This window comes from Paraburkholderia graminis C4D1M, assembly GCF_000172415.1.
GTDB classification, from domain to species: domain Bacteria; phylum Pseudomonadota; class Gammaproteobacteria; order Burkholderiales; family Burkholderiaceae; genus Paraburkholderia; species Paraburkholderia graminis.
In genome coordinates, this window is record NZ_ABLD01000009.1 from 67079 (window position 1) to 88697 (window position 21619).

Here is a 21619-nt window from a genome sequence, read left to right on the forward strand (position 1 = left end):
TGGCGCCCGCGCCGCGGCGTTCGCACCGGCCTCCCGCTTCGTGGGGGCCGCCGTGCCGACGCGCCGCAGTTGCTGCGCCGAAAGCCGTGTGCGCCGTCCGCCATCGCCTTCCATCAACTCGCACACAAACGCCCATGAACAAGGTACTGCGTCTCTCCGATCTGATCGCCGAAGGCAAGCTGTCCGGCAAACGAGTGTTCATCCGCGCCGATCTCAACGTGCCGCAGGACGATCAGGGCAACATCACCGAAGACACCCGCATCCGCGCCTCGGTGCCGGCGGTCAAGGCAGCGCTCGACGCGGGCGCCGCGGTGATGGTCACGTCGCACCTGGGCCGTCCGACCGAAGGCGATTTCAAGCCGGAAGACTCGCTCGCGCCGGTCGCGAAGCGTTTTGCCGAACTGCTCGGCCGCGACGTGCCGCTGGTGGCGAACTGGGTCGAAAACGGCGTGAACGTCGCGCCGGGCCAGGTCGTGCTGCTGGAAAACTGCCGCGTCAACAAGGGCGAAAAGAAGGATTCCGACGAGCTCGCGCAGAAAATGGCGAAGCTCTGCGACATCTACGTAAACGACGCGTTCGGCACCGCGCACCGCGCCGAAGCGACCACGCACGGCATCGCCAAATATGCGCCGGTGGCTTGCGCCGGTCCGCTGCTGGCCGCCGAACTCGAAGCGCTCGGCCAGGCGCTGGGCGCGCCGAAGCGCCCGCTGGTCGCGATCGTCGCGGGCTCCAAGGTTTCGACCAAGCTGACCATTCTGAAGTCGCTCGCCGAGAAGGTGGATCAGCTGATCGTCGGCGGCGGCATTGCGAACACGTTCATGCTGGCCGCGGGCCTGAAGATCGGCAAATCGCTGGCCGAAGCCGATCTGGTGAGCGAAGCCAAAGCCATTATCGACGCAGCGAAGGCGCGCGGCGCATCGGTGCCGATTCCGACCGACGTGGTCACGGCCAAGGAGTTCTCGCCGACCGCCAAGGCCGAAATCAAAGCCGTCGCGGACGTCGAAGACGACGACATGATCCTCGACATCGGACCGGACACCGCGAAGGCGCTCGCCGCGCAACTCGAAAAGGCCGGCACCATCGTGTGGAACGGGCCGGTCGGCGTGTTCGAGTTCGACCAGTTCGGCAACGGCACCAAGACGCTGGCCGACGCGATCGCGAGGTCGTCGGCATTCTCGATTGCGGGCGGCGGCGATACGCTCGCTGCGATCGCCAAGTACGGCATCCACGACAAGGTCAGCTATATCTCGACGGGCGGCGGCGCTTTCCTCGAGTTCCTCGAAGGCAAGAAGCTGCCGGCGGTCGAAGTTCTGGAATCGCGGGCTTAACGTGGCGGCGCGCTCCCCAACGGCGAAGTCTGCGAAAGCGAACGGTCAGCGCGGCAAGCCGCGCGACACCGCGGCAGCAACGGCGGGGGAGCGTACAGCGCGCCCCGACGCCGCGACGGCGGCCAAGGAGTCCGAGCTTGCCGGCACGGTTGCCGCCGCGCTGGCCACCGCACTCGAAGCTGCTGCCGGCGAAGCCACGCCGGCGGTCAGCGAATCGGAGCAATCCGTCGCACCCACATCTCCACCCGCGCCCCCCGCGCCGGTGTCGAATACCGCTTCACCCCATAAAGCGACGCTGGTTTCAACCGGCGCGCAGCCCCTGGCAGCATCTTTCGGTGCGCAGCCTCCGCATCCGACTCGCAGCGCTCTTTCCAGCGATCCTATCCAGACGAGGAGACTCATGCATCGCGCCACCAAGATTGTCGCTACCATCGGACCGGCTTCCAGCACGCCGGAGATCCTGCTGCAAATGATTCAGGCAGGCGCCGACGTGGTGCGGCTCAATTTCTCGCATGGCACCGCGGACGACCACCGCCAGCGCGCCGAATTCGTGCGCGAGGCGGCTCGCCAGGCGGGCCGCGAGGTCGCCATCATGGCGGACCTGCAAGGCCCGAAGATCCGGGTCGGCAAATTCGAAAACGGCAAGGTCACGCTCGTCTCCGGCGAGCCGTTCATCCTCGACGCCGACTGCGAGCTCGGCAACCAGGAACGCGCGGGTCTCGACTACAAGGACCTGCCGCGCGACCTGAAGCCGGGCGACGTGCTGCTGCTCAACGACGGCCTGATCGTGCTGAACGTTCAGCGCGTGCTCGGAAACGAGATCCACACGATCGTGAAGATCGGCGGCGACCTGTCGAACAACAAGGGCATCAACCGCCAGGGCGGCGGCCTGACAGCGCCCGCGCTGACCGCCAAGGACATGGAAGACATCCGCACGGCCATGTCGCTCGGCGTCGATTTCGTCGCGGTGTCGTTCCCGAAGAACGCGACCGATATGGAAATGGCGCGGCAGCTCGCGAACATCGCCGGCGCGCCGTATGGCATCAAGCCGAAGATGATCGCCAAGATCGAGCGCGCGGAAGCCATTCCGGCGCTGCAAGGCATTCTGGACGCATCGGACGGCATCATGGTCGCGCGCGGCGATCTCGCCGTGGAAGTGGGGAATGCCGCAGTCCCCGCGCTGCAAAAGCGCATGATTCGGATGGCGCGCGAATCGAACAAGTTCGTGATTACCGCGACGCAGATGATGGAGTCGATGATCTACGCGCCGGTGCCGACGCGCGCCGAAGTGTCGGACGTCGCGAACGCAGTGCTCGACGGCACGGACGCGGTGATGCTGTCGGCGGAATCGGCGGCGGGCAAGTATCCGGTGCAGACCATCGAGACAATGGCCGCGATTTGCGTGGAAGCCGAGAAGTCGGAGCAGTCGGAACTGGACAAGGATTTCCTCGACCGCACGTTCACGCGCATCGACCAGTCCATCGCGATGGGCGCGCTGTTCACGGCGTTCCATCTGGGCGCGAAGGCGATTGTCGCGTTGACCGAATCCGGCTCGACCGCGCTGTGGATGTCGCGTCACTGGACGCACGTGCCGATTTTCGCGCTCACGCCGCGCGTCGGCAGCGAGCGGGCCATGGCGCTGTACCGCAACGTGACTTCGCTGCATCTGGACACGAACACCGACCGCGACACGGCGTTGCAACAGGCGTTGGAGACGGTCGTCGGCAAGGGTTATGCGTCGCGCGGCGACATGGTCGTGCTGACCGTCGGCGAGCCGATGGGCCAGGCCGGCGGCACCAATACGCTGAAGATCGTGCGCGTCGGCGAGCCGTATTGACCGGCGGTACTGGCCGACTGGCGCAGGCTTGATCGAGCGAAGCAGGCTGGCCGACAGGTATGCGGCTTGCTTCGCTTTCTGATCGCCCAAAAGATGCCGGCGGCAAAAGAATTCGTTTCAATCTAAGGAGTACAGCATGCCTCTCGTATCAATGCGTCAACTGCTGGACCACGCCGCTGAAAACGGCTACGGCCTTCCGGCATTCAACGTGAACAACCTGGAGCAGGTGCAGGCGATCATGGCGGCGGCCGACAAGGTCAACGCTCCGGTCATCATGCAGGCATCGGCCGGCGCGCGTAAGTACGCGGGCGAAGCGTTCCTGCGCCATCTGATCGAAGCAGCGGTCGAGTCCTATCCGCACATTCCCGTCGTGATGCATCAGGACCACGGCCAGTCGCCGGCGGTCTGCATGGCGGCGATCCGCAGCGGCTTCACCAGCGTGATGATGGACGGCTCGCTGGAAGCCGACGGCAAAACCGTCGCTTCGTACGAGTACAACGTCGAAGTGTCGCGCAAGGTGGTGGAAGCGGCGCACTCGATCGGCGTGACGGTCGAAGCCGAACTCGGTGTGCTGGGCTCGCTGGAAACCATGAAGGGCGACAAGGAAGACGGCCACGGCGCGGAAGGCACGATGACCCGCGAGCAATTGCTGACCGACCCGGAGCAGGCCGCCGACTTCGTCAAGCTCACGCAATGCGACGCGCTGGCCATCGCCATCGGCACCTCGCACGGCGCGTACAAGTTCAGCAAGAAGCCGACGGGCGATATTCTGTCGATCCAGCGCATCAAGGAAATTCACCAGCGCATTCCGAACACGCACCTGGTGATGCACGGTTCGTCGTCGGTGCCGCAGGAACTGCTGGCCGAGATCCGCGAATTCGGCGGCGACATGAAGGAAACCTACGGCGTGCCCGTCGAGGAAATCCAGGAAGGCATCAAGCACGGCGTGCGCAAGGTCAATATCGACACCGACCTGCGTCTCGCGATCACCGGCGCGATTCGCCGCTACATGGCGACCAATCCGGGCAAGTTCGATCCGCGCGATTATCTGAAGCCGGCGCGCGAAGCCGCGATGAAGATTTGTATCGAGCGCTACACGCAATTCGGCTGCGAAGGCCAGGCCGGCAAGATCAAGCCGGTTTCGCTTGATAAAATCGCGGAGAAGTACAAGTCGGGCGAACTCGCGCAAGTCGTCCGCTAAGCTCCCGTTAAGCTCGCGGTTGCGTCATTTTTTGCTGTGCGCCTGGCCGTTTGGCCAGGTTGTCGTCAGATCGCCGTTCCCGCATCATCCGGGGAACGGCGTTTCCCTTTTGTTCCGCTCACACTTTTTGCCTCACTTTTAGCGAACCACGACGATGTCTACCCTTTACGAATCCACGCTCCGCTCGCTGCCGCTGCTCGGCCGCGGTAAAGTCCGCGACAACTATGCGGTGGGCAACGACCAGTTGCTGATCGTCACGACCGACCGTCTGTCGGCGTTCGACGTCATCATGGGCGAGCCGATTCCGAACAAGGGTCGCGTGCTCAACGAAATGGCCAACTTCTGGTTCGAGAAGCTCAAGCACGTCGTGCCGAATCACCTGACGGGCGTGGCGCCCGAGTCGGTCGTGGCGGCTGACGAAGTCGAGCAGGTCAAGGGCCGCGCGGTGGTCGTCAAGCGCCTGGAGCCGATTCTCGTCGAAGCCGTGGTGCGCGGTTATCTGGCCGGCAGCGGCTGGAAGGACTACCAGGCCACCGGTTCGGTGTGCGGCGTGGAATTGCCGCCGGGCCTGCAAAACGCGCAGAAGCTGCCTGAGCCGATTTTCACGCCGGCAGCGAAGGCCGAAATGGGGCATCACGACGAAAACATCACCTACAACGAGATGGAACGCCGCATCGGCACCGAACTGTCGGCCACGATCCGCGACATCTCGATCCGGCTGTACAAGGAAGCCGCTGACTATGCGGCGACGCGCGGCATCATCATCGCGGATACGAAGTTCGAGTTCGGTCTGGACAACCACGGCAAGCTGTACCTGATGGACGAGGCGCTCACCGCCGATTCGTCGCGCTTCTGGCCGGCCGACCAGTATCAGGTTGGCACGAATCCGCCGTCGTTCGACAAGCAGTTCGTGCGCGACTGGCTTGAAACGCAAGACTGGGCGAAAGAGCCGCCCGCGCCGAAGCTGCCGGACGACGTGGTCCAGAAGACGGGCGAAAAATACCAGGAAGCGCTCGAACGTCTGACCGGGCACAAGCTCGCCTGACCGCTTCCGACCCGCCAACCCGTAGCAGCGAAGCCGCAAGAGGAAAGCCGCAAGATGAGTGAAGCACAGACCGCCCATACGCATGGCGCGCCGGTTGTCGGCGTGCTGATGGGCTCCAGCTCCGACTGGGAAGTGATGAAGAACGCCGTCGCGATTCTGCAGGAATTCGGCGTGCCGTACGAAGCGAAGGTCGTCTCCGCGCACCGCATGCCGGACGAAATGTTCGCCTATGCTGAAAGCGCGCGCGAGCGCGGCATCCGCGCGATCATCGCGGGTGCGGGCGGCGCGGCGCATCTGCCGGGCATGCTGGCCGCCAAGACCACGGTGCCGGTGCTCGGCGTGCCGGTGGCGAGCAAGTACCTGAAGGGCGTCGACTCGTTGCATTCGATCGTGCAGATGCCCAAGGGCGTGCCTGTCGCGACCTTTGCGATCGGCGAGGCGGGCGCGGCGAATGCAGCGCTCTTCGCCGTGTCGATCCTGAGCGGCACGAGCGCGGAATACGCGGAGAAGCTGGCGGCGTTCCGCGTGCGCCAGAACCAGGCGGCTCACGCGATGGTGCTGCCGGCGCTGTGAGCGCCAACTGACCAGCGACTGCTACACGACGTCCCCTGTCCGACCTACCCGCCGGGCGCTTGCCACTGCTGAACCGCATGCACGCCCGGCCGCGACCGACCACCAAGATGAACCCAGACAACACACCGGTTTCACCGATTCTGCCAGGCGCATGGCTTGGCATGGTCGGTGGCGGCCAGCTCGGCCGCATGTTCTGCTTTGCCGCACAGGCCATGGGCTACCGCGTCGCCGTGCTCGATCCGGACGAAAACAGCCCGGCAGGCTCGGTCGCCGACCGCCATCTGCGCGCGGCTTACGACGACGAAGCGTCGTTGACCGAACTCGCGCGGCTGTGCGCGGCGGTCTCCACTGAATTCGAGAACGTCCCGGCCGCAAGCCTCGACTTCCTCGCGAAGACCACGTTCGTCAGCCCCGCCGGCCGCTGCGTGGCCGTCGCACAGGACCGCATCGCCGAGAAGCGCTTTATCGCGTCGTCGGGCGTGGCGGTCGCGCCGCATGTCGTGATCGAATCATCGGACGCGCTCGCCGCAATGGACGATGCACAGCTCGACGCCGTGCTGCCCGGCATCGTCAAAACGGCGCGCATGGGCTACGACGGCAAAGGCCAGATCCGCGTGCGCAATGCCGAGGAAGTGCGCGAGGCGCACGCGTCGCTCGGCGGCGTGCCGTGCGTGCTCGAAAAGCGTTTGCCGCTCAAGTTCGAAGTCTCCGCATTGATAGCGCGCGGCTCGAGCGGCACGTCGGCCGTCTATCCGCTCGCGCAGAACACGCACCGCGACGGCGTGCTGTCGCACACCATCGTGCCGGCGCCGGACGCGAGCGCGACGCTTGTCCAGCAGGCGCAACAGGCCGCGCTGCAAATCGCCGACAAGCTCGGCTATGTCGGCGTGCTGTGCGTCGAATTCTTCATTCTCGAAGACGGTTCGCTGGTGGCCAACGAAATGGCGCCGCGTCCGCACAACTCGGGGCACTACACCGTCGACGCCTGCGCGACCAGCCAGTTCGAACAGCAAGTGCGCGCGATGACCGGCATGCCGCTCGGCGACACGCGTCAGCATTCGCCGGCCGTCATGCTGAACATTCTCGGCGACGTGTGGTTCCCAAGCGGGCCTAAGGGCGCGTCGGTCACGCCGCCCTGGCACGAGGTGGCGGCGATGCCGGCCGCCCGCCTGCATCTGTACGGCAAGGAAGAAGCGCGTTGCGGCCGCAAGATGGGCCACGTGAACTTCACTGCCGCGACGCTCGAAGAAGCGCGCACGGCGGCACGCGATTGCGCGCGCCTTCTGCATATCCCCACGAGCTGACGCGCGCGCCATGCCCGATCCACAGACACCCGGCCAGGCCGGCCATTCCGACCAATCCGGCGAAGGCGCCGCGAACGCGCTGCCTGTCAGCGCCGCGCAGATCGAGCATGCGGCGGCGCTGCTCGACGCGGGCGGTCTCGTCGCGTTTCCGACGGAGACGGTCTATGGCCTCGGCGGCGACGCGGAAAATCCCGACGCCGTCGCGCGCATCTACGCGGCAAAGGGCCGGCCGGCCAATCATCCGGTGATCGTGCATCTCGCGCCGCAGGGCGATCCGAACTATTGGGTCGAGCACTTGCCGCAAGAGGCGCAGCGTCTGATCGACGCCTTCTGGCCGGGGCCGCTCACGCTGATTCTGAAGCGCGCGGCGCGCATCCCGGCGGCCGTCAGCGGCGGGCAGGATTCCGTTGGCTTGCGCTGTCCGTCGCATCCTGTGGCGCAGGCGCTGCTCGAAGCGTTCAGCTCGTTGCGCGCCGGGCACGGCGGCGTGGCGGCGCCGTCGGCGAATCGTTTTGGGCATGTGAGCCCGACCACCGCGCAGCATGTGCGCGACGAGTTCGGCAGTGCGATTCATGTGCTCGACGGCGGCGCGTCCGACGTCGGCATCGAGTCGACCATTGTGGATTTGTCGCGCGGATTCCCCGCGTTGCTGAGGCCGGGCCGGGTCACGCCGCAAGACATCGCCGATGTGCTCGGCGAAGCGCCGCGCCTGCCCGATGGTTCCGACGCCACCGCGCCACGTGCTTCCGGCACGCTGAAGGCGCATTACGCGCCGCGCACGCCGCTCGCATTGCTGCCGTTCAATGCGCTCGAGCCGTTGCTCGCCGCGCGCGCAGCCGGCGAGCGCGTTGCGCTCGTCGCGCGGGCATCGCGAGCGGGGCATTGGGCCGACGCCGAGGGCGTGCACTTCATCGCCGCGCCGGAAGATCCGCATGTCTATGCACGCGAGCTGTACGGCTTGCTGCGCGCGCTGGATCGCGCGAACGTCGCGCGTATTCTGATTGAGAAGCTGCCTGATACGATCGAATGGATCGCCGTGAACGATCGGCTCGGCCGCGCCGCGGCCGCGTTCGAGGCGCAAGGGCACTGAGTTTTGCTTTGCTGTCGCTTCGCAAGCGCTTGATCGAAGCCGCAATAAACACGCAATAAAAAAACGCCTGGCTACTCAATCGACAGAATCGATAAGCCAGGCGTTGCTCAATCCTTCCTTCGCGGAAAGCGACCGCGCGCCGCGCGGCCGAACTCCACTCACTCCACTTACTTACCCAGTCCCGTCGCCGCGATCTGCTGCTGAACGTACTGCGCGAACAGCGCGTGCATGTGCGAGCTCGGGTGAACCGTGTCCGCGAACATGTAGGTCTGATCCGCGCCGGCCACCGTGTACGTCTGCGGCGAGCAGAACAGCGAAGAGCCGAACTGCGCGCCGTACTGCTCCGGCGTCAACCCGTTCGTCGCGCTCGGATTGGCGCGGGCGTAAGCGGTTGCGTTGGTCTGCATCGCGGTGAGGTTGCAGGCCGTGCCGGTGTTCGACACCGTGAAGCCGAGCGCCTTGTAGTTCGGCAACTGCTGATCCTGCCAGGTGAACGCATCGACCACGATCACCTTGCCCGTTCCGAGCAGACCGAGCGCCGTGAGGTTCTGCACGAACAGATAGTTATACGCCGCGGAGATTCCCGACAGCAGCGCGGCCGAGCCCGGCGTGCTCGCGTTGGCCGCGACGCCGAGCGGCGTATTGCCGATGTCCGGCACCGTCGACACCACGACGTGGGTCGCGCCCGCGTTGACGATGGTCTTGACTTGCGCGGCGAGCTGGCTGGCAGCCTGAGCAACCTGGGGATTGGACAATTGCTGCAGATAGCCGACGATGAACGCAACCTGGCCCGCCTGCGTATTCGGCAGCTTGCCTGCCTGCACGAGCAACGGGAACTGCGTCTGCAGCGCGGCGCCGAGCGCCGTGAGATTCGCGGTGTTTTCGGCGAACTGGAAGATGTCGTTCGCGCCGCCGTTCACGAGCACGAGCTGGTTCGCATTGAAGCTCGTATGGGCGCTCAGGTAGTTCTGCACCTGACCCACGATAGGCACGGTCGTGGCCGCCATATTGTTCGGCGCCCAGCCTTTGCCTTGAGCATTGACGACGTCCGAGCCGCCCTGGGCGTAACCGAAGCCGCCTGCCGCGGCGAGCGGCTTACCGAAGCCGCCGAGGTAGGCGGGCTTCAACGTGTCGCCGTAATACTCGGCGACTTTTTGCGTCCACACTTCGCCGGGGTTGGTCGTGAAGCGGCCGCCGCCGAAGCTTCCCTGGATGACCGGCGCATACGTGCCGACGTCCGACAGGCTGTCGCCGAACGAGACGACCTGCAATTTGACGCCGCCTGCCGGCGTGCTGCTGCTGGCGTTGTTGTTGTCATCGCCGCCACCGCCGCAAGCGGCGAGCAGCGCAAACGCGGCGCTGGCTACGGCAATTTGCGTGACGCGCAACCAATCCTGTTTCCTCGATGCTGTTTGCTTCATGTTGGCTACATCTCCTCGTATGTTTGGCCCTTGCGCCATGTATTGCAGGCCGCGTCCGCCGCGTCGGCGGCGTGACGACAGCTTACAGAATCTTCCAGGGTCTGCGTCGTGCTGATAACGCGGCCTTGTTGTTGTTTTCGTTGTCGTTGAGCGTTGTGTGGGCCGTTGAAGCAGCCATGCGCCGCGCATGATAATCGGCGGCCCACGCGGGCGGCGCGAACAGCGCGCGCAGCTTGTCGGGCACACTGCGCGCGCTCGCGAAGTCGCGCGCCATCGACGCCCATTCGTGAAACGTCGCCCTCAGCGGGTTGTACGTATGAAGCGGCTCGACGATGCCGTAGACCGGCGGCTCGCGCAGGTCTTCGTCGACGTAACTGCCGAACAGCCGGTCCCAGATCACCAGCACGCCGGCATAGTTGCGATCGATATAGCGGTCGTTGCGCGCGTGATGCACGCGATGAATCGACGGCGTGTTGAACACGTATTCGATCCACGCAAACTTGCCGCCGATCTTGCCAATCGCCTGCGTATGCACGAAAAACTGGAAGCCGAGATTGATCAGCACGATCGCCACGATCTGCTTCGGCGGAAAGCCGAGCACGGCAAGCGGAATCCAGAAGAGCCACATGCCCGCAACCGGATACATGAGGCTCTGCCGGAACGCGGTCGAAAAATTCATCCGCTCCGACGAGTGATGTACGACATGCGCGGCCCACAACCAGCGCACGCGATGACTGCAACGGTGAAACACGTAGTAGAGCAGATCCTGCGCGACGAACAGCAGCGCAAACGAGAGCCAGCCCGCTTGCCAGATGTGGACGCGGTAGTGATCGTAGAAGAACGCATAGACGGGGAGAATCGCGAGCCACGCGAGCTTGTCGGCGGCTTGCTGCATGAGCGCGAGCGCCGCATTGCAGAGCGTGTCGCGCCAGCTATAGAGCCGTGCGCCGGGGCGCGTTCGCCGCAGGTGCCACGCCTCCCAGCCGATACATGCGAGAAAGACTGGCGCCATGGCGAGCAGCAGCAATTCGGCATCGAATTGCATGGTGTCTTCCTCCGTGGTCCCTTGCCGCCGCGTGACATGCCGCGGTGTTCTGTCGTGGGTTGTTGTTATGGTTCGGGCGTGACATGCGGCCCGAACACTGCCCGACAGCGTACACGGTTACGCGCGTGGCGCGCGCGGCCTTCGCTAGAAGGAATCCTCAATGGGCGCCGCGCGTGCGCGGGTTTTTCCTGGGCTTGCCGCGCGGTGCCGCGCTCGCCGGTTCGGCGGCGGGCGCGGAGATTTTGCTGAAGCCCGTGGCCGGTCCTTGATAAACCCATTCGAGCAGCGCGTCGTGCGCCGCGCGCGCGGCTTCCGAATGCGGATCGTTGATGAAGCTCACCACGACATAGCTGTTGCCGTCCGCGGATGCGACATAGCCCGCGATCGCGCGCACGTCGCGCAAGGTGCCGGTCTTGATCTGCGCGTTGCCGCCCGCGCCCTGGTTGGTCAGGCGGTTGCGCATCGTGCCGTCGACACCCGCAATCGGCAGCGACTGCACGAACACCTGCGCCACCGGACTTGCGTTCGCCCGTTGCAGCAAATCGGCGAGCGAGAGCGCCGTGATGTGCTCGTCACGCGAGAGGCCCGAGCCGTTGTCGAGCGTCAGATATTCCATGTCGATGCTGTCGCGCCGCAGGAAGGCCTCGATCGCGCGGGCCGATTTGGCGGTCGTGGCGGGCGGCTTTTCTTCAGCCGCGCCGATCGACAGGAACAGGTTGCGCGCCATCGTGTTGTTGCTGAACTTGTTGATGTCGCGCACGACGTCCGACAGTATCGGCCCCTGATGCGTGGCGACGAGCTTCGCGCCGACGGGGACCGCCCCTTCGCGTGTCGTGCCGCTGAACGTGCCGCCGGTTTGCTGCCACAGCGCAAGGAAGCCGCCCGCGAAGAACGCCGAATGATCGAGCACCGCGACGTTGATCGTGCGCGGGCCGCAGCGCACCGAATAGTCGCCGGCGAACGACGCGACGACCGTGCCGTTCGGCGTCGGCGTGACGGTGGGCGAGACGGAAGCCGCTTCGCCGCGGCACGGGCCGTTGACCGCGCGCATCTGATTGTCGATCTGCAACTGCGCGAGGGCGGGCAGGACGTCGATTGCGACGGTGCCGTCCGGCGAAGGCGTCAGCGTGAACGACAGCGACTTGAACGCGTACAGCAGCGGATCGGGACCGACGTTGTACGGCGCGTTGGCGTCGTCGTCGAAGGCGGGCAGGTCGCGCGTCGACGGATCGAAGTAGCGCTTGTCGAGCACGAGCGCGCCGTCGATGCCGCGAATCCCGGCCTTGTGGATCTTCTCCACGAGGTCGATCAGTTCCTCGGGCACGAGCTTCGGGTCGCCCGTGCCCTGAATGTACAGATTGCCGTGCAGCACGCCGTTGGCGTCGAGCGTGCCGTCGCTATAGGCGCTCGTGCGCCAGCGGTAGTCGGGGCCGAGAATGGACAGGCCGGCGTAAGTGGTGACCAGCTTCATCGTCGATGCCGGCATCATCGGCTTGCCGGCGTTCAACGCGACGATCGGCGTGCGGTCGCCGACTTTCTCGACGACCACGCTGATCGACGACAACGGTACGTGCGCGCGCTGCAAGCCGATCATGACGGACTGCGGCAACACGGTGCTGACGTTCACGCTCGGATGCGTGGCCTTGACGCGCGCCTCGGCGGCGAGCGGCAACGATGCGGAGCCGACGAGCGCCGCGCAGACGAACAGCCACGCCGCGTTCGCGCGCGTCACAACGCGGCGTGGCGGTATTGAAGGCGGCGTCGAAACCGAAGCGTCAGCCGAACAGGCGATGAAAGCGATGAAAGCGGAACTCAGGCGCGAACGCAGCGCCGCGTAATGAAAACGGCGTGCGACGGAAGAGATGAAAGCGTGCGTCATGAACGGGCGAGAAAGCAAAATGTCAGGGCGTTGTGCGACGCAAAGCGCCCATTGTAGTGACATGCGTGCAGCCTGCGGCGAAAAATGCGTCGTCGGGCGCGCAGTGCGAAGCGGGCGCTAGAATGCGGCATCATCGAATGTTGAGGAATGTGACCATGCGCATCTTGCTAGTCGAAGACGACCGGATGATTGCCGAAGGCGTGCGCAAGGCGCTGCGCGGCGAAGGCTTCGCGGTCGACTGGGTGGAAGACGGCGAAGCGGCGCTCAGCGCGGCGTCGAGCCAGCCCTACGATCTCGTGCTGCTCGACCTCGGCCTGCCCAAGCGCGACGGTCTCGACGTGTTGCGCACGCTGCGTGCGCGCGGCCACGCGTTGCCGGTGCTGATCGTCACCGCGCGCGATGCGGTGGCCGACCGCGTGAAGGGCCTCGACGCCGGCGCAGACGATTACCTCGTCAAGCCGTTCGATCTCGACGAACTCGGCGCGCGCATGCGGGCGCTGATTCGCCGCCAGTCGGGACGCAGCGATTCGACCATCCGCCACGGCAATCTGACGCTCGATCCCGCGTCGCATCAGGTCACGCTCGACGGCGCGCCGGTCGCGTTGTCGGCGCGCGAATTTGCCTTGCTCGAAGCGCTGCTCGCGCGGCCAGGCGCGGTGCTGTCGAAGAGCCAGCTCGAGGAAAAAATGTACGGCTGGGGCGAGGAGATCGGCAGCAATACGGTCGAGGTCTACATTCACGCGCTGCGCAAGAAACTCGGCGCGGAGCTGATCCGCAACGTGCGCGGCCTCGGCTACATGATCGCGAAGGAAGCCTGAGCCGATGCGATCCATCCGCCGTCAATTGCTGGTCTGGCTGCTTGCGCTCGTGCTGCTCGGCGTCGGCATCGCGGGCTGGCTGATCTATCGCCAGGCGCTTGCCGAAGCCAACGAACTGTTCGATTACCAGCTGGAGCAGATCGCGGCGGCGTTGCCCGCCGAACCGTTCTCGCAAGTGCTCGGCTCGCGCGATACCGGCGACGAAGGCATCGTGCTGCAAATCTGGAACCGCAACGGCGTGCTGATGTACTACTCGCGTCCGCGTGCGCCGCTCGCGCCGCGCGCCGAACTCGGCTTCTCGACCGAGCACACGGAACGCGGCGAGTGGCGCGTGTATGGCGCGATCGTCGGCGATAACGTCGTGCAGCTGGCGCAGCCGCTCTCGGTGCGCAACCGCCTTGCCGCCGACGTCGCGTTGCGCACGCTGTGGCCGCTGATCGTGCTGTTGCCGGTGCTCGGGCTCGCGGTGTGGGTCATCATCGGACGCGGGCTGCGTCCTTTGCGGCGCGTGACGAGCGCGCTCGACACGCGGCATCCCGAGGCGCTCGATCCGTTGCCCGATCAACGTCTGCCGCTCGAAGTGCAGCCGCTCGTTCGCGCGCTCAACGGGTTGTTGCAGCGGCTCGCCACCGCGCTCGATATCCAGAAGGCTTTCGTCGCCGATGCGGCGCACGAACTGCGCACGCCGCTCGCCGCCGTGCAGATTCAGGCGCAACTGGTGTCGCGTGCAAAAGACGACGCCGCGCGCGGCGAAGCGCTCGCCGATCTTCAAGCCGGCGTGACGCGCGCCACGCGCCTCGCCGAGCAACTGCTCGCGCTCGCGCGCTCGGAGCCGGACGGCCTTGCCGCGACCGATGCAATCGACTTGCGCGCGCTCCTCTCGGACTGCGTGCTCGCGTATGCGCCCCTTGCGCAGGATCGCGGCGTCGATCTCGGCATCGAGGCGAGCGAGTCGGCCACGGTGATCGGCGACCCCGAATCGCTGCGCGTGATGTTCAACAATCTCGTGGACAACGCAACCAAGTACACGCCGCGAGGCGGGCGCGTCGACGTGAGCCTGCATGTGGAAGGCGGGCATCCGGTCGTGCGTATCGCCGACAGCGGACCGGGCATCGAGCCGGCAGAACGCGAGCGCGTGTTCAACCGTTTCTACCGCGCGGGCGCCGGCGAAAATCGCGTGCGTACCGACGTGGCCGGCAGCGGATTGGGCCTCGCGATCGTGCGGCGCATCGCGACCCAGCATCAGGCGGCGATATCGCTCGACGAATCGCCGGCGGGTGGGCTCCAGGTCACAGTGCGCTTCTAGGCGACAAGGTTTCAACTTCCTTTCTAAAGAAAAGCCCCTGAAACAAGGGCTAAACTAGTCGAACGCGATCTGTCGCTGCTTAAGTCTCCTTTAAGCGATAACGCTTACGCTTCCTGACATCCAAGTTTCTTTCTCCAGTCAGGAGCACACAATGAACGCGAAAACCTTGTCCCGCAGCGCCGTCGCGGCTGCTGTCGCCGTAGCGCTTTCCGCCGGCTATGTGGCGGGCCATCGCGACGTGCCGGCGCCGCAGGTCATCACGCCGGCGCAAGCCGCGATGATGCCCGCCGAAGCCGCTGCGAAAACCGGCATTCCCGATTTCTCCGGTCTCGTCGAAACCTACGGGCCGGCCGTCGTCAACATCAGCGCGAAGCATGTCGTGAAGCGCGCGGCGCTGCGCGGCAACGGTGGCAATGGCGGCAACCAGTTGCCGATCGATCCGAGCGACCCGTTTTATCAGTTCTACAAGCACTTCTTCGGCGGCATGCCGGGCATGCAAGGCGGCGACGGCGGCGATGTGCCCGATCAGCCGAGCGCGAGCCTCGGCTCGGGCTTCATCGTCAGCAGCGACGGTTATATTCTGACCAACGCGCATGTGGTGGACGGCGCCAACGTCGTCACTGTGAAGCTCACCGACAAGCGCGAATTCAAGGCCAAGGTGGTCGGCGCCGACAAGCAGTCCGACGTGGCCGTGCTGAAGATCGATGCGGGCAATCTGCCCACGGTCAAGATCGGCGATCCGCGTCAGAGCAAGGTCGGGCAGTGGGTCGTCGCCATCGGCTCGCCGTATGGTTTCGACAATACGGTGACCTCGGGCATCATCAGCGCGAAGTCGCGTTCGCTGCCGAACGAAAACTACACGCCGTTTATCCAGACCGACGTGCCGGTGAATCCGGGCAATTCGGGCGGGCCGCTCTTTAATCTGCAGGGCGAAGTGATCGGCATCAATTCGATGATCTACTCGCAGACGGGCGGCTTCCAGGGGCTTTCGTTCGCAATCCCGATCAACGAGGCGATCAAGGTTAAGGACGACATCGTCAAGACCGGTCACGTGAGCCGTGGACGCCTCGGCGTCGCGGTGCAGGGCATGAACCAGACGCTGGCGAACTCGTTCGGCATGCAGAAGCCGCAAGGCGCGCTCGTCAGTTCCGTCGATCCGGGCGGCCCCGCCGCAAAGGCCGGCTTGCAGCCGGGCGACGTGATTCTCTCGGTGAACGGCGAGCCGGTGACGGATTCGTCGGCGCTGCCCTCGCAGATCGCCGGTCTCGCGCCTGGCAGCACGGCCGCGGTTCAAGTGTGGCGCGACAAGGGCACGAAGGATCTGAAGGTGACGATCGGCTCGTTGTCCGACAGCAAGGTCGCTTCCGACAAGGCCGATCAGCCGACGCAGTTGCAAGGGCGTCTGGGCGTCGCCGTGCGTCCGCTGACGCCGGAAGAAAAGAGCAGCGCTGCGATCTCGCACGGGCTCTTGGTGCAGCAGTCGGGCGGCGCGGCGGAAAGCGCGGGCATCCAGCCGGGCGACGTGATTCTCGCGGTCAACGGCCGGCCCGTCGCGAGCGTCGATCAGTTGAAGCAGATGGTTGCGGGCGCAGGCAATAGCATCGCGCTGCTGATCCAGCGCGACAACGCGCAGATCTTCGTGCCGGTGGACCTCGGCTGATCGACGGCGCAGGCCGAGTTCCGATCTGACGTATCGCATGAAGTAAGGCTTGCCGGTCTGTTTGCAGTTACTGCACACAGACCGGCATTTTTGTTTTCAGGGCTGAAGCCGCGAGGCGGCGCTTTGCGGCAGGGGGCGTGCACGGCGGCGGTTTGCCGGCCCGGCGAGCGGCCGCGTGGCACGCGGGTTGCGTCCATCCTTGATCCGGCCTCATCGACGGGTGCCGGACGAAGGATGTCAATAAGGAGCAAACCGATGAAAAACCAACGCACTCAGCGAAAGATCGTAGCCGCCGCGGCCAGCGTGGCGCTCACTCTCGGTCTGGTGGGCGGCGCGTACGCGCAGCAGGCGAGCGACGTAACCGGTGGCACCACCACCGACCAGACGAGCGCAGGCAACGTCAACGGCGGAGGTCTGCCGCAAATCCAGCAGCAAGGCGACGTGTCGTTCGTCTCGGGCGGCGTCGGTCTCGACGAGTCGAAGGCGCTGCAGCAGGCGCAAAGCCAGTGGCCGCTGTCGCTGCGCTTCACGGGGCCAGGCTCGGACTTTCTCGCCGACGTCCATGTGCGGATCGTCGACGCGCATAACGGCGAGGTGTTGAGCACGACGTCGCGCGGTCCGTACATGCTCGTGAAGCTGCGGCCGGGCCGCTACACGGTGCATGCGGCCTACAAGGACCGCGACCAGTCGAAGGCCCTGACGGTCCCGGCGAAGGGCACGGCGAAAGCGGCGTTCTACTGGAACACCCAGTAAACCCGAGGCTGACGGGGTATCCGCATGGACGCCGCGCAATCGTGAGAACTTTGACAGATAATGAAGCCACGGGCCTGTCCCGTGGCTTTGCTGTTTGCACGACCGCACACTTTCACGGAGCCGAGACATGAGCGATGCCTTGACACCCCACGGAAGCCGGGACAAGTCCGCCGGCGGACATGCCATCGCGATCACCGGCAACGATCACCGCGTCCGCGTGATCCACGGCGGCGTGACGATGGCCGACACGCACGCCGCGCTGACACTCAGCGAGACCGGCCTGCCCGACGTGTTCTACTTTCCGCGCGAAGACGTGAACATGGCGCGGCTCGAGCGCTCGACGCACACCACGCACTGCCCGTTCAAGGGCGACGCGTCGTACTTTCATCTGCGCACCGAAGACGGCCTGATCGAAAACGCCGTATGGAGTTACGAGACGCCGTTCGAGCAGGCGGGCCGAATCAAGGGCTATCTCGCGTTTTACTCATCGCGCGTCGACCGCATCGATCAGACGTCCTGATCGGCTGTCGCGCGTTCGTCGGGAGGCTGGGATGGAACTGAACGACGCGTTGCGGATTCCACTTGCGCCGTCCGATGTCTGGGACGCGTTGCAAGACCTCGCGCTCCTGCGCGCCAGCCTCGATAACTGCGAGTCGTTCACGCGCTTTGCGCACGGCGAATACGCGCTGACCATGACGGTTCCGCTCGGGCCGCTGCGCGCGCGTTACGAAGTTCGCGCGCACGTCGCCGGCCAGGATTCGGGCCCCGCCGATGCGGAACGCCGCACCATCAACTTCAAGGCGCGCGCCGACGGTGTCGGGTCGCTGCGCGGACAGATCGAAGTGCGGCTGCGCGCGGAAGAGGGCGCGGCGGGCGGTCGCGAGCGCGGCACGCGGATCGACTACACGATCTGGGCGACGTCGTCGGGACCGCTCGCGCAATTGCCCACGCGTCAACTCGAAAACGCGCTGCGTCAACTCGCCGACGATTTCTTCGCCGAATTCAGCGCGGTCGTGTGCGCGAAGCACGGCCAGGGTCCGAATCGCGCGCGCGGTTCGGCGGCGCGTCGCCAGCATGTGTTTTTGCGGCCGATCACGTTGGGCGGCATCGCGCGGCGCACTCGCGGTGAAGACGGCGGCGCGCTCGGCGGACGGGCGGCGAGCGTATCGCACAGCGTCTCGCATCACGAACCGACGCCGCATGCCGTGCCGAACTGGGCGTGGGCGGCGATGATTTTTCTTGTCGCGTTGTTGTTGTATGTCGCGCGGTGGATTAGTGAGCGGTGAGGGCGAATTGCGCCGCGCTGACGTTGGCGTGTGACGCGCAACCCATGACGACGACTGTCGCGCCGGCGCGACTACGAAATCGCGGTGCGTGCCTACGAAAGGACGTCGTTCCGGGCCGCGCTTGGTCTTGTCGCGCGCTCGTTGCCGGGCGGGGGTTGCTTTCTCGCTGAGCGCCTGATACGTCGCGAGCTTCGCCCATCGCGCCACTCGCATCGGCTACACAGCGTCACGCACCGCGAAACTCCCTTCGCCACGCCGACGGCGACCTGCGAAACGCGTCCGCGAAATGCTGGCGCAGCGATGCCGCCGACCCAAACCCGGCCATGCCCGCGATCGCCTCCACCGACTCATCCGTGCTCTCGAGCAACTGCTGCGCGCGCCCGAGCCGCTGCGCGAGCAGCCATGCGCCGACAGTCGTGCCCGTGGCGAGCCTGAAGCGCCGCGTGAAAGTGCGGCGGCTCATCAGCGTGCGCGCCGCGAGGCTGTCGAGCGTATGCGGCGCGTCGAGATTGCCGCGCACCCAGTCGAGCAGGCCCGACAGCCGGTCTTCGCGGATGTTCGGCGGCACTGGCTGCTGAATGTATTGCGCCTGCCCGCCTTGCCGATGCGGCGACACCACCAGCCGGCGCGCGACGAAGTTCGCCACTTCCGCGCCGCACATCTTGCGCAGCACATGCAGGCAGCAATCGAGTCCCGCCGCCGTTCCTGCCGATGTCAGCACGTTGCCGTCGTCAACATACAGCACGTCGCGGTCGAGCCTCACGCGCGGGTAGCGGCGCGCGAAGTCGTCGGCCCACGCCCAGTGCGTCGACGCCGGGCGCTCGTCGAGAATGCCGGCCGCGGCCAGCACGAACGCGCCGAGGCATAGTCCGACGAGTTGCGCGCCGCGCGCATGGGCCGCGCGCAGCGCGTCGAGCAAGGCCGCGGGCGGCGGCTCGTCGGGATCGCGCCAGCTCGGCACGATGATCGTGTGGGCTTCGGCCAGCGCTTCGAGGCCATGCGTGACGGCGATCGAGAAACCCGCGGTCGTCGTCAGCGGGCCGGTTTCGGCCGCGCACACGCGAAAATCGAAATGCGGCACGGCGCCGCTGCGGTCCTCGCCAAAAACCACGCACGGCACCGCGAGGTGAAATGGACTGATGCGGTCGAAGGCGATCACCGCGACGATGTGCGCGTGCTGTGGATCGGACGAAGCGGCCAGCGCAGCCGATGCGGCGGATGCAGCCATGAGTCGGGCACCTGGTGGAATGACAACGTCGGTGGGAAAAGCAATGGCCCGATTCTAGCGAAGATTGTCAAACGGGCCGCTGTTGTCGAAGGCGCGGTGGAGGAACAATGCGTCATCGCCGCTGCCGTTGCGGCTTGCAGCCCGGTCTTCCGCGCTCGCAGCAACGGCGGCGCGCGACCTCGATCAACATCCACAGGAGTCTTGCCATGACCAGCCCGCGCCGCGCGCTCATCGTCATCGACGTGCAGAACGAATACGTGAGCGGCGATCTGCCGATCGAATTTCCGGAGGTGCAAAGCTCGCTCGCCAACATCGGCCGCGCGATGGATGCGGCGCGCGCGGCCGGCGTGCCGGTCGTCGTCGTGCAGAATTTCGCGCCGGGCGGCTCGCCGATCTTCGCGCGCGGCAGCGACGGCGCGGAACTGCACCCGGTGGTCGCCTCGCGCGAGCACGATCACTACGTGGAAAAGTCGCTGCCGAGCGCCTTCACCGGCACGGATCTCGCCGAGTGGCTGACCGCGCGTCAGATCGACACGCTGACGGTCGCCGGCTACATGACGCACAACTGCGATGCGTCGACGATCAACCACGCGGTCCACGCCGGGCTCACGGTCGAGTTTCTGCACGATGCAACGGGCTCGGTCCCATACGAAAACAGCGCGGGCTTTGCGAGCGCAGAGGACATCCACCGGGTATTTTGCGTGGTGTTGCAGTCGCGCTTCGCGGCGGTCGCGAGCACGGACGAATGGCTTGCCGCGGTGAAAAGCGGCGTGCCGCTGGAACGCGGCAATATCTATGCGTCGAATCAGAAAGCGCGCAGCAGGAACCGCTGACAGCAGAGCCACGGACGCGGCTGAAAAGCCGCGACGAGCCCGAGCCGCCGACAGCCTTACGCCAACTTGCGCAGCGCCGGGCTCATGCGCAGCGCATCGAAGATGCCTTCGACCATGCGCTCGCCGAGCGCGGCGAAATCGGTCGCATCGGGCAGGAACAGCATGTCGCGCAACGATCCGCCGACAAACGCATGCACCATCGCCGCGGCCAGCTTCGTGTCGAGGTCCGCGGGCAATTGCCCCTTCGAGATCGCATTGCGCAAGCCGCCTTCGATCTTGACCAGCGCCTCGCGCATGTTGGTCTGATAGCGGACCATCACCGGTCCCATTTCCTCGACCAGCTCGCACTTCAGAAACAGAATGTCGAACACGCGGCGGCGGCGCGGATCGTTCGCGGTGTCGCGCACGCACACAATACAGATTTCCATCAGACGGCCGAGCGGATCGGGCTCGTTGGGGTCCAGCGACGCGGCCTTGAGTTCGTCGAGCGGCAGCAGCACCCGGTCGAACATCTCCGTGAACAGGTCGCTCTTGTGCGAGAAATGCCAATAGATGGCGCCGCGCGTGACGCCGGCCGCCTGCGCGATGTCCGCGAGCGACGTGCGCGATACGCCTTTTTCGAAAAACACTCTTTCTGCCGCGTCGAGAATGCTATTGCGCGTCTCCAGCGCTTCTTCCTTGGTTCGTCGCACCATGGTTATATGACCTGCCCTGATTGTGGGGTTTTCCCGAGCTTTTTTAAGTACGCCCGGTGACAATCCGTCTGCTCTTGAGTGTTTGCCGAAGCATTCTTGCCGGTCCCCGCCCTGCACGAGAAGCAACGCACTTTTACATTCATTCTTGAATGTATATATAATAGCACCCCACGATCGGATAGCCCAAGCCGTGACGACCAGTTAATATCCGTCACTGTTGCCTTTCAAAACGCTCTTTGCGTCGCGCCCGAACGGGCGGCGCCGTGCGGCATTTCCCGGTTTGGCGCATATCGCCCAGGTGCCTCGTAACTTCGGTA

General features: G+C 65.5%; 19 protein-coding genes. 14 read left to right on the forward strand and 5 right to left on the reverse strand.

The window, feature by feature from the left end:
* Window positions 1-134 precede the first annotated feature (134 nt).
* The 7 genes from BGRAMDRAFT_RS16735 to BGRAMDRAFT_RS16765 all read left to right on the forward strand — a co-directional run bounded on the left by BGRAMDRAFT_RS16735 (window position 135) and on the right by BGRAMDRAFT_RS16765 (window position 8378).
* Entirely contained in the window at window positions 135-1328 is a 1194-nt protein-coding gene (locus tag BGRAMDRAFT_RS16735) for a phosphoglycerate kinase (RefSeq protein ID WP_006049974.1), read from the forward strand.
* 400 nt (window positions 1329-1728) lie between these two features.
* Window positions 1729-3165: a pyruvate kinase gene (gene pyk / locus BGRAMDRAFT_RS16740; RefSeq protein WP_006049975.1), complete on the forward strand. Its 1437-nt coding sequence runs from the start codon at window positions 1729-1731 to the stop codon at window positions 3163-3165.
* 136 nt (window positions 3166-3301) lie between these two features.
* Window positions 3302-4366: a class II fructose-bisphosphate aldolase gene (gene fba, locus BGRAMDRAFT_RS16745; protein WP_006049976.1), complete on the forward strand. Its 1065-nt coding sequence runs from the start codon at window positions 3302-3304 to the stop codon at window positions 4364-4366.
* A 154-nt stretch (window positions 4367-4520) separates the two neighbouring features.
* Window positions 4521-5411 (forward strand): phosphoribosylaminoimidazolesuccinocarboxamide synthase, encoded by an 891-nt coding sequence (locus BGRAMDRAFT_RS16750; protein WP_006049977.1) that lies wholly within the window; start codon window positions 4521-4523, stop codon window positions 5409-5411.
* 54 nt (window positions 5412-5465) lie between these two features.
* On the forward strand, window positions 5466-5984 hold the full coding sequence (purE, locus tag BGRAMDRAFT_RS16755; protein ID WP_006049978.1) for a 5-(carboxyamino)imidazole ribonucleotide mutase: 519 nt from the start codon (window positions 5466-5468) through the stop codon (window positions 5982-5984).
* 107 nt (window positions 5985-6091) lie between these two features.
* The gene (locus BGRAMDRAFT_RS16760; RefSeq protein WP_006049979.1) at window positions 6092-7288 is read left to right on the forward strand and encodes a 5-(carboxyamino)imidazole ribonucleotide synthase; all 1197 of its coding nucleotides are present in this window, start codon (window positions 6092-6094) and stop codon (window positions 7286-7288) included.
* A 10-nt stretch (window positions 7289-7298) separates the two neighbouring features.
* Entirely contained in the window at window positions 7299-8378 is a 1080-nt protein-coding gene (locus tag BGRAMDRAFT_RS16765; RefSeq protein WP_006049980.1) for an L-threonylcarbamoyladenylate synthase, read from the forward strand.
* Window positions 8379-8545: 167 nt separating this feature from the next.
* Here BGRAMDRAFT_RS16765 and BGRAMDRAFT_RS16770 read toward each other — a convergent pair whose 3' ends face one another.
* From BGRAMDRAFT_RS16770 to dacB, 3 genes are all read right to left on the reverse strand, one after another.
* A complete protein-coding gene (locus BGRAMDRAFT_RS16770) occupies window positions 8546-9799 on the reverse strand; it encodes an SGNH/GDSL hydrolase family protein (protein ID WP_006049981.1) in 1254 nt (417 codons plus the stop codon).
* 82 nt (window positions 9800-9881) lie between these two features.
* Complete coding sequence (locus tag BGRAMDRAFT_RS16775; protein ID WP_006049982.1) at window positions 9882-10844, reverse strand: sterol desaturase family protein; 963 nt, start codon at window positions 10842-10844, stop codon at window positions 9882-9884.
* A 157-nt stretch (window positions 10845-11001) separates the two neighbouring features.
* Window positions 11002-12723 carry a D-alanyl-D-alanine carboxypeptidase/D-alanyl-D-alanine endopeptidase gene (gene dacB / locus BGRAMDRAFT_RS16780; RefSeq protein WP_044021249.1) on the reverse strand — a complete coding sequence of 574 codons (1722 nt, stop codon included), beginning with the start codon at window positions 12721-12723 and terminating at the stop codon, window positions 11002-11004.
* Between the two features lie 155 nt (window positions 12724-12878).
* Between dacB and BGRAMDRAFT_RS16785 the strand changes: the two genes are divergently transcribed.
* From BGRAMDRAFT_RS16785 to BGRAMDRAFT_RS16810, 6 genes are all read left to right on the forward strand, one after another.
* Entirely contained in the window at window positions 12879-13541 is a 663-nt protein-coding gene (locus BGRAMDRAFT_RS16785) for a response regulator (RefSeq protein ID WP_006049984.1), read from the forward strand.
* Window positions 13542-13545: 4 nt separating this feature from the next.
* Window positions 13546-14847: an ATP-binding protein gene (locus tag BGRAMDRAFT_RS16790; protein ID WP_006049985.1), complete on the forward strand. Its 1302-nt coding sequence runs from the start codon at window positions 13546-13548 to the stop codon at window positions 14845-14847.
* A 151-nt stretch (window positions 14848-14998) separates the two neighbouring features.
* Window positions 14999-16507 (forward strand): DegQ family serine endoprotease, encoded by a 1509-nt coding sequence (locus BGRAMDRAFT_RS16795; RefSeq protein WP_006049986.1) that lies wholly within the window; start codon window positions 14999-15001, stop codon window positions 16505-16507.
* Window positions 16508-16762: 255 nt separating this feature from the next.
* On the forward strand, window positions 16763-17260 hold the full coding sequence (locus BGRAMDRAFT_RS16800) for a hypothetical protein (protein ID WP_006049987.1): 498 nt from the start codon (window positions 16763-16765) through the stop codon (window positions 17258-17260).
* Window positions 17261-17387: 127 nt separating this feature from the next.
* Complete coding sequence (locus BGRAMDRAFT_RS16805; RefSeq protein WP_006049988.1) at window positions 17388-17780, forward strand: DUF427 domain-containing protein; 393 nt, start codon at window positions 17388-17390, stop codon at window positions 17778-17780.
* Between the two features lie 31 nt (window positions 17781-17811).
* Window positions 17812-18546, forward strand: a complete 735-nt coding sequence (locus BGRAMDRAFT_RS16810) for a CoxG family protein (protein ID WP_006049989.1) — start codon at window positions 17812-17814, stop codon at window positions 18544-18546.
* A gap of 226 nt (window positions 18547-18772) precedes the next feature.
* Here BGRAMDRAFT_RS16810 and BGRAMDRAFT_RS16815 read toward each other — a convergent pair whose 3' ends face one another.
* Window positions 18773-19774 carry a helix-turn-helix domain-containing protein gene (locus BGRAMDRAFT_RS16815; protein WP_006049990.1) on the reverse strand — a complete coding sequence of 334 codons (1002 nt, stop codon included), beginning with the start codon at window positions 19772-19774 and terminating at the stop codon, window positions 18773-18775.
* Between the two features lie 206 nt (window positions 19775-19980).
* On the opposite strand from BGRAMDRAFT_RS16815, the gene BGRAMDRAFT_RS16820 reads away from it, so the two are divergent.
* Window positions 19981-20607 (forward strand): cysteine hydrolase family protein, encoded by a 627-nt coding sequence (locus tag BGRAMDRAFT_RS16820; RefSeq protein ID WP_006049991.1) that lies wholly within the window; start codon window positions 19981-19983, stop codon window positions 20605-20607.
* A 56-nt stretch (window positions 20608-20663) separates the two neighbouring features.
* Here BGRAMDRAFT_RS16820 and BGRAMDRAFT_RS16825 read toward each other — a convergent pair whose 3' ends face one another.
* On the reverse strand, window positions 20664-21302 hold the full coding sequence (locus BGRAMDRAFT_RS16825) for a TetR family transcriptional regulator (RefSeq protein WP_006049992.1): 639 nt from the start codon (window positions 21300-21302) through the stop codon (window positions 20664-20666).
* Window positions 21303-21619: the final 317 nt, after the last annotated feature.

Coding starts and splice junctions, on each gene's coding strand:
- BGRAMDRAFT_RS16735 (WP_006049974.1), top strand. CDS start 135: ATGAACAAGGTACTGCGTCTCTCCGATCTGATCGCCGAAGGCAAGCTG.
- pyk (WP_006049975.1), top strand. CDS start 1,729: ATGCATCGCGCCACCAAGATTGTCGCTACCATCGGACCGGCTTCCAGC.
- fba (WP_006049976.1), top strand. CDS start 3,302: ATGCCTCTCGTATCAATGCGTCAACTGCTGGACCACGCCGCTGAAAAC.
- BGRAMDRAFT_RS16750 (WP_006049977.1), top strand. CDS start 4,521: ATGTCTACCCTTTACGAATCCACGCTCCGCTCGCTGCCGCTGCTCGGC.
- purE (WP_006049978.1), top strand. CDS start 5,466: ATGAGTGAAGCACAGACCGCCCATACGCATGGCGCGCCGGTTGTCGGC.
- BGRAMDRAFT_RS16760 (WP_006049979.1), top strand. CDS start 6,092: ATGAACCCAGACAACACACCGGTTTCACCGATTCTGCCAGGCGCATGG.
- BGRAMDRAFT_RS16765 (WP_006049980.1), top strand. CDS start 7,299: ATGCCCGATCCACAGACACCCGGCCAGGCCGGCCATTCCGACCAATCC.
- BGRAMDRAFT_RS16770 (WP_006049981.1), bottom strand. CDS start 9,799: ATGAAGCAAACAGCATCGAGGAAACAGGATTGGTTGCGCGTCACGCAA.
- BGRAMDRAFT_RS16775 (WP_006049982.1), bottom strand. CDS start 10,844: ATGCAATTCGATGCCGAATTGCTGCTGCTCGCCATGGCGCCAGTCTTT.
- dacB (WP_044021249.1), bottom strand. CDS start 12,723: ATGACGCACGCTTTCATCTCTTCCGTCGCACGCCGTTTTCATTACGCG.
- BGRAMDRAFT_RS16785 (WP_006049984.1), top strand. CDS start 12,879: ATGCGCATCTTGCTAGTCGAAGACGACCGGATGATTGCCGAAGGCGTG.
- BGRAMDRAFT_RS16790 (WP_006049985.1), top strand. CDS start 13,546: ATGCGATCCATCCGCCGTCAATTGCTGGTCTGGCTGCTTGCGCTCGTG.
- BGRAMDRAFT_RS16795 (WP_006049986.1), top strand. CDS start 14,999: ATGAACGCGAAAACCTTGTCCCGCAGCGCCGTCGCGGCTGCTGTCGCC.
- BGRAMDRAFT_RS16800 (WP_006049987.1), top strand. CDS start 16,763: ATGAAAAACCAACGCACTCAGCGAAAGATCGTAGCCGCCGCGGCCAGC.
- BGRAMDRAFT_RS16805 (WP_006049988.1), top strand. CDS start 17,388: ATGAGCGATGCCTTGACACCCCACGGAAGCCGGGACAAGTCCGCCGGC.
- BGRAMDRAFT_RS16810 (WP_006049989.1), top strand. CDS start 17,812: ATGGAACTGAACGACGCGTTGCGGATTCCACTTGCGCCGTCCGATGTC.
- BGRAMDRAFT_RS16815 (WP_006049990.1), bottom strand. CDS start 19,774: ATGGCTGCATCCGCCGCATCGGCTGCGCTGGCCGCTTCGTCCGATCCA.
- BGRAMDRAFT_RS16820 (WP_006049991.1), top strand. CDS start 19,981: ATGACCAGCCCGCGCCGCGCGCTCATCGTCATCGACGTGCAGAACGAA.
- BGRAMDRAFT_RS16825 (WP_006049992.1), bottom strand. CDS start 21,302: ATGGTGCGACGAACCAAGGAAGAAGCGCTGGAGACGCGCAATAGCATT.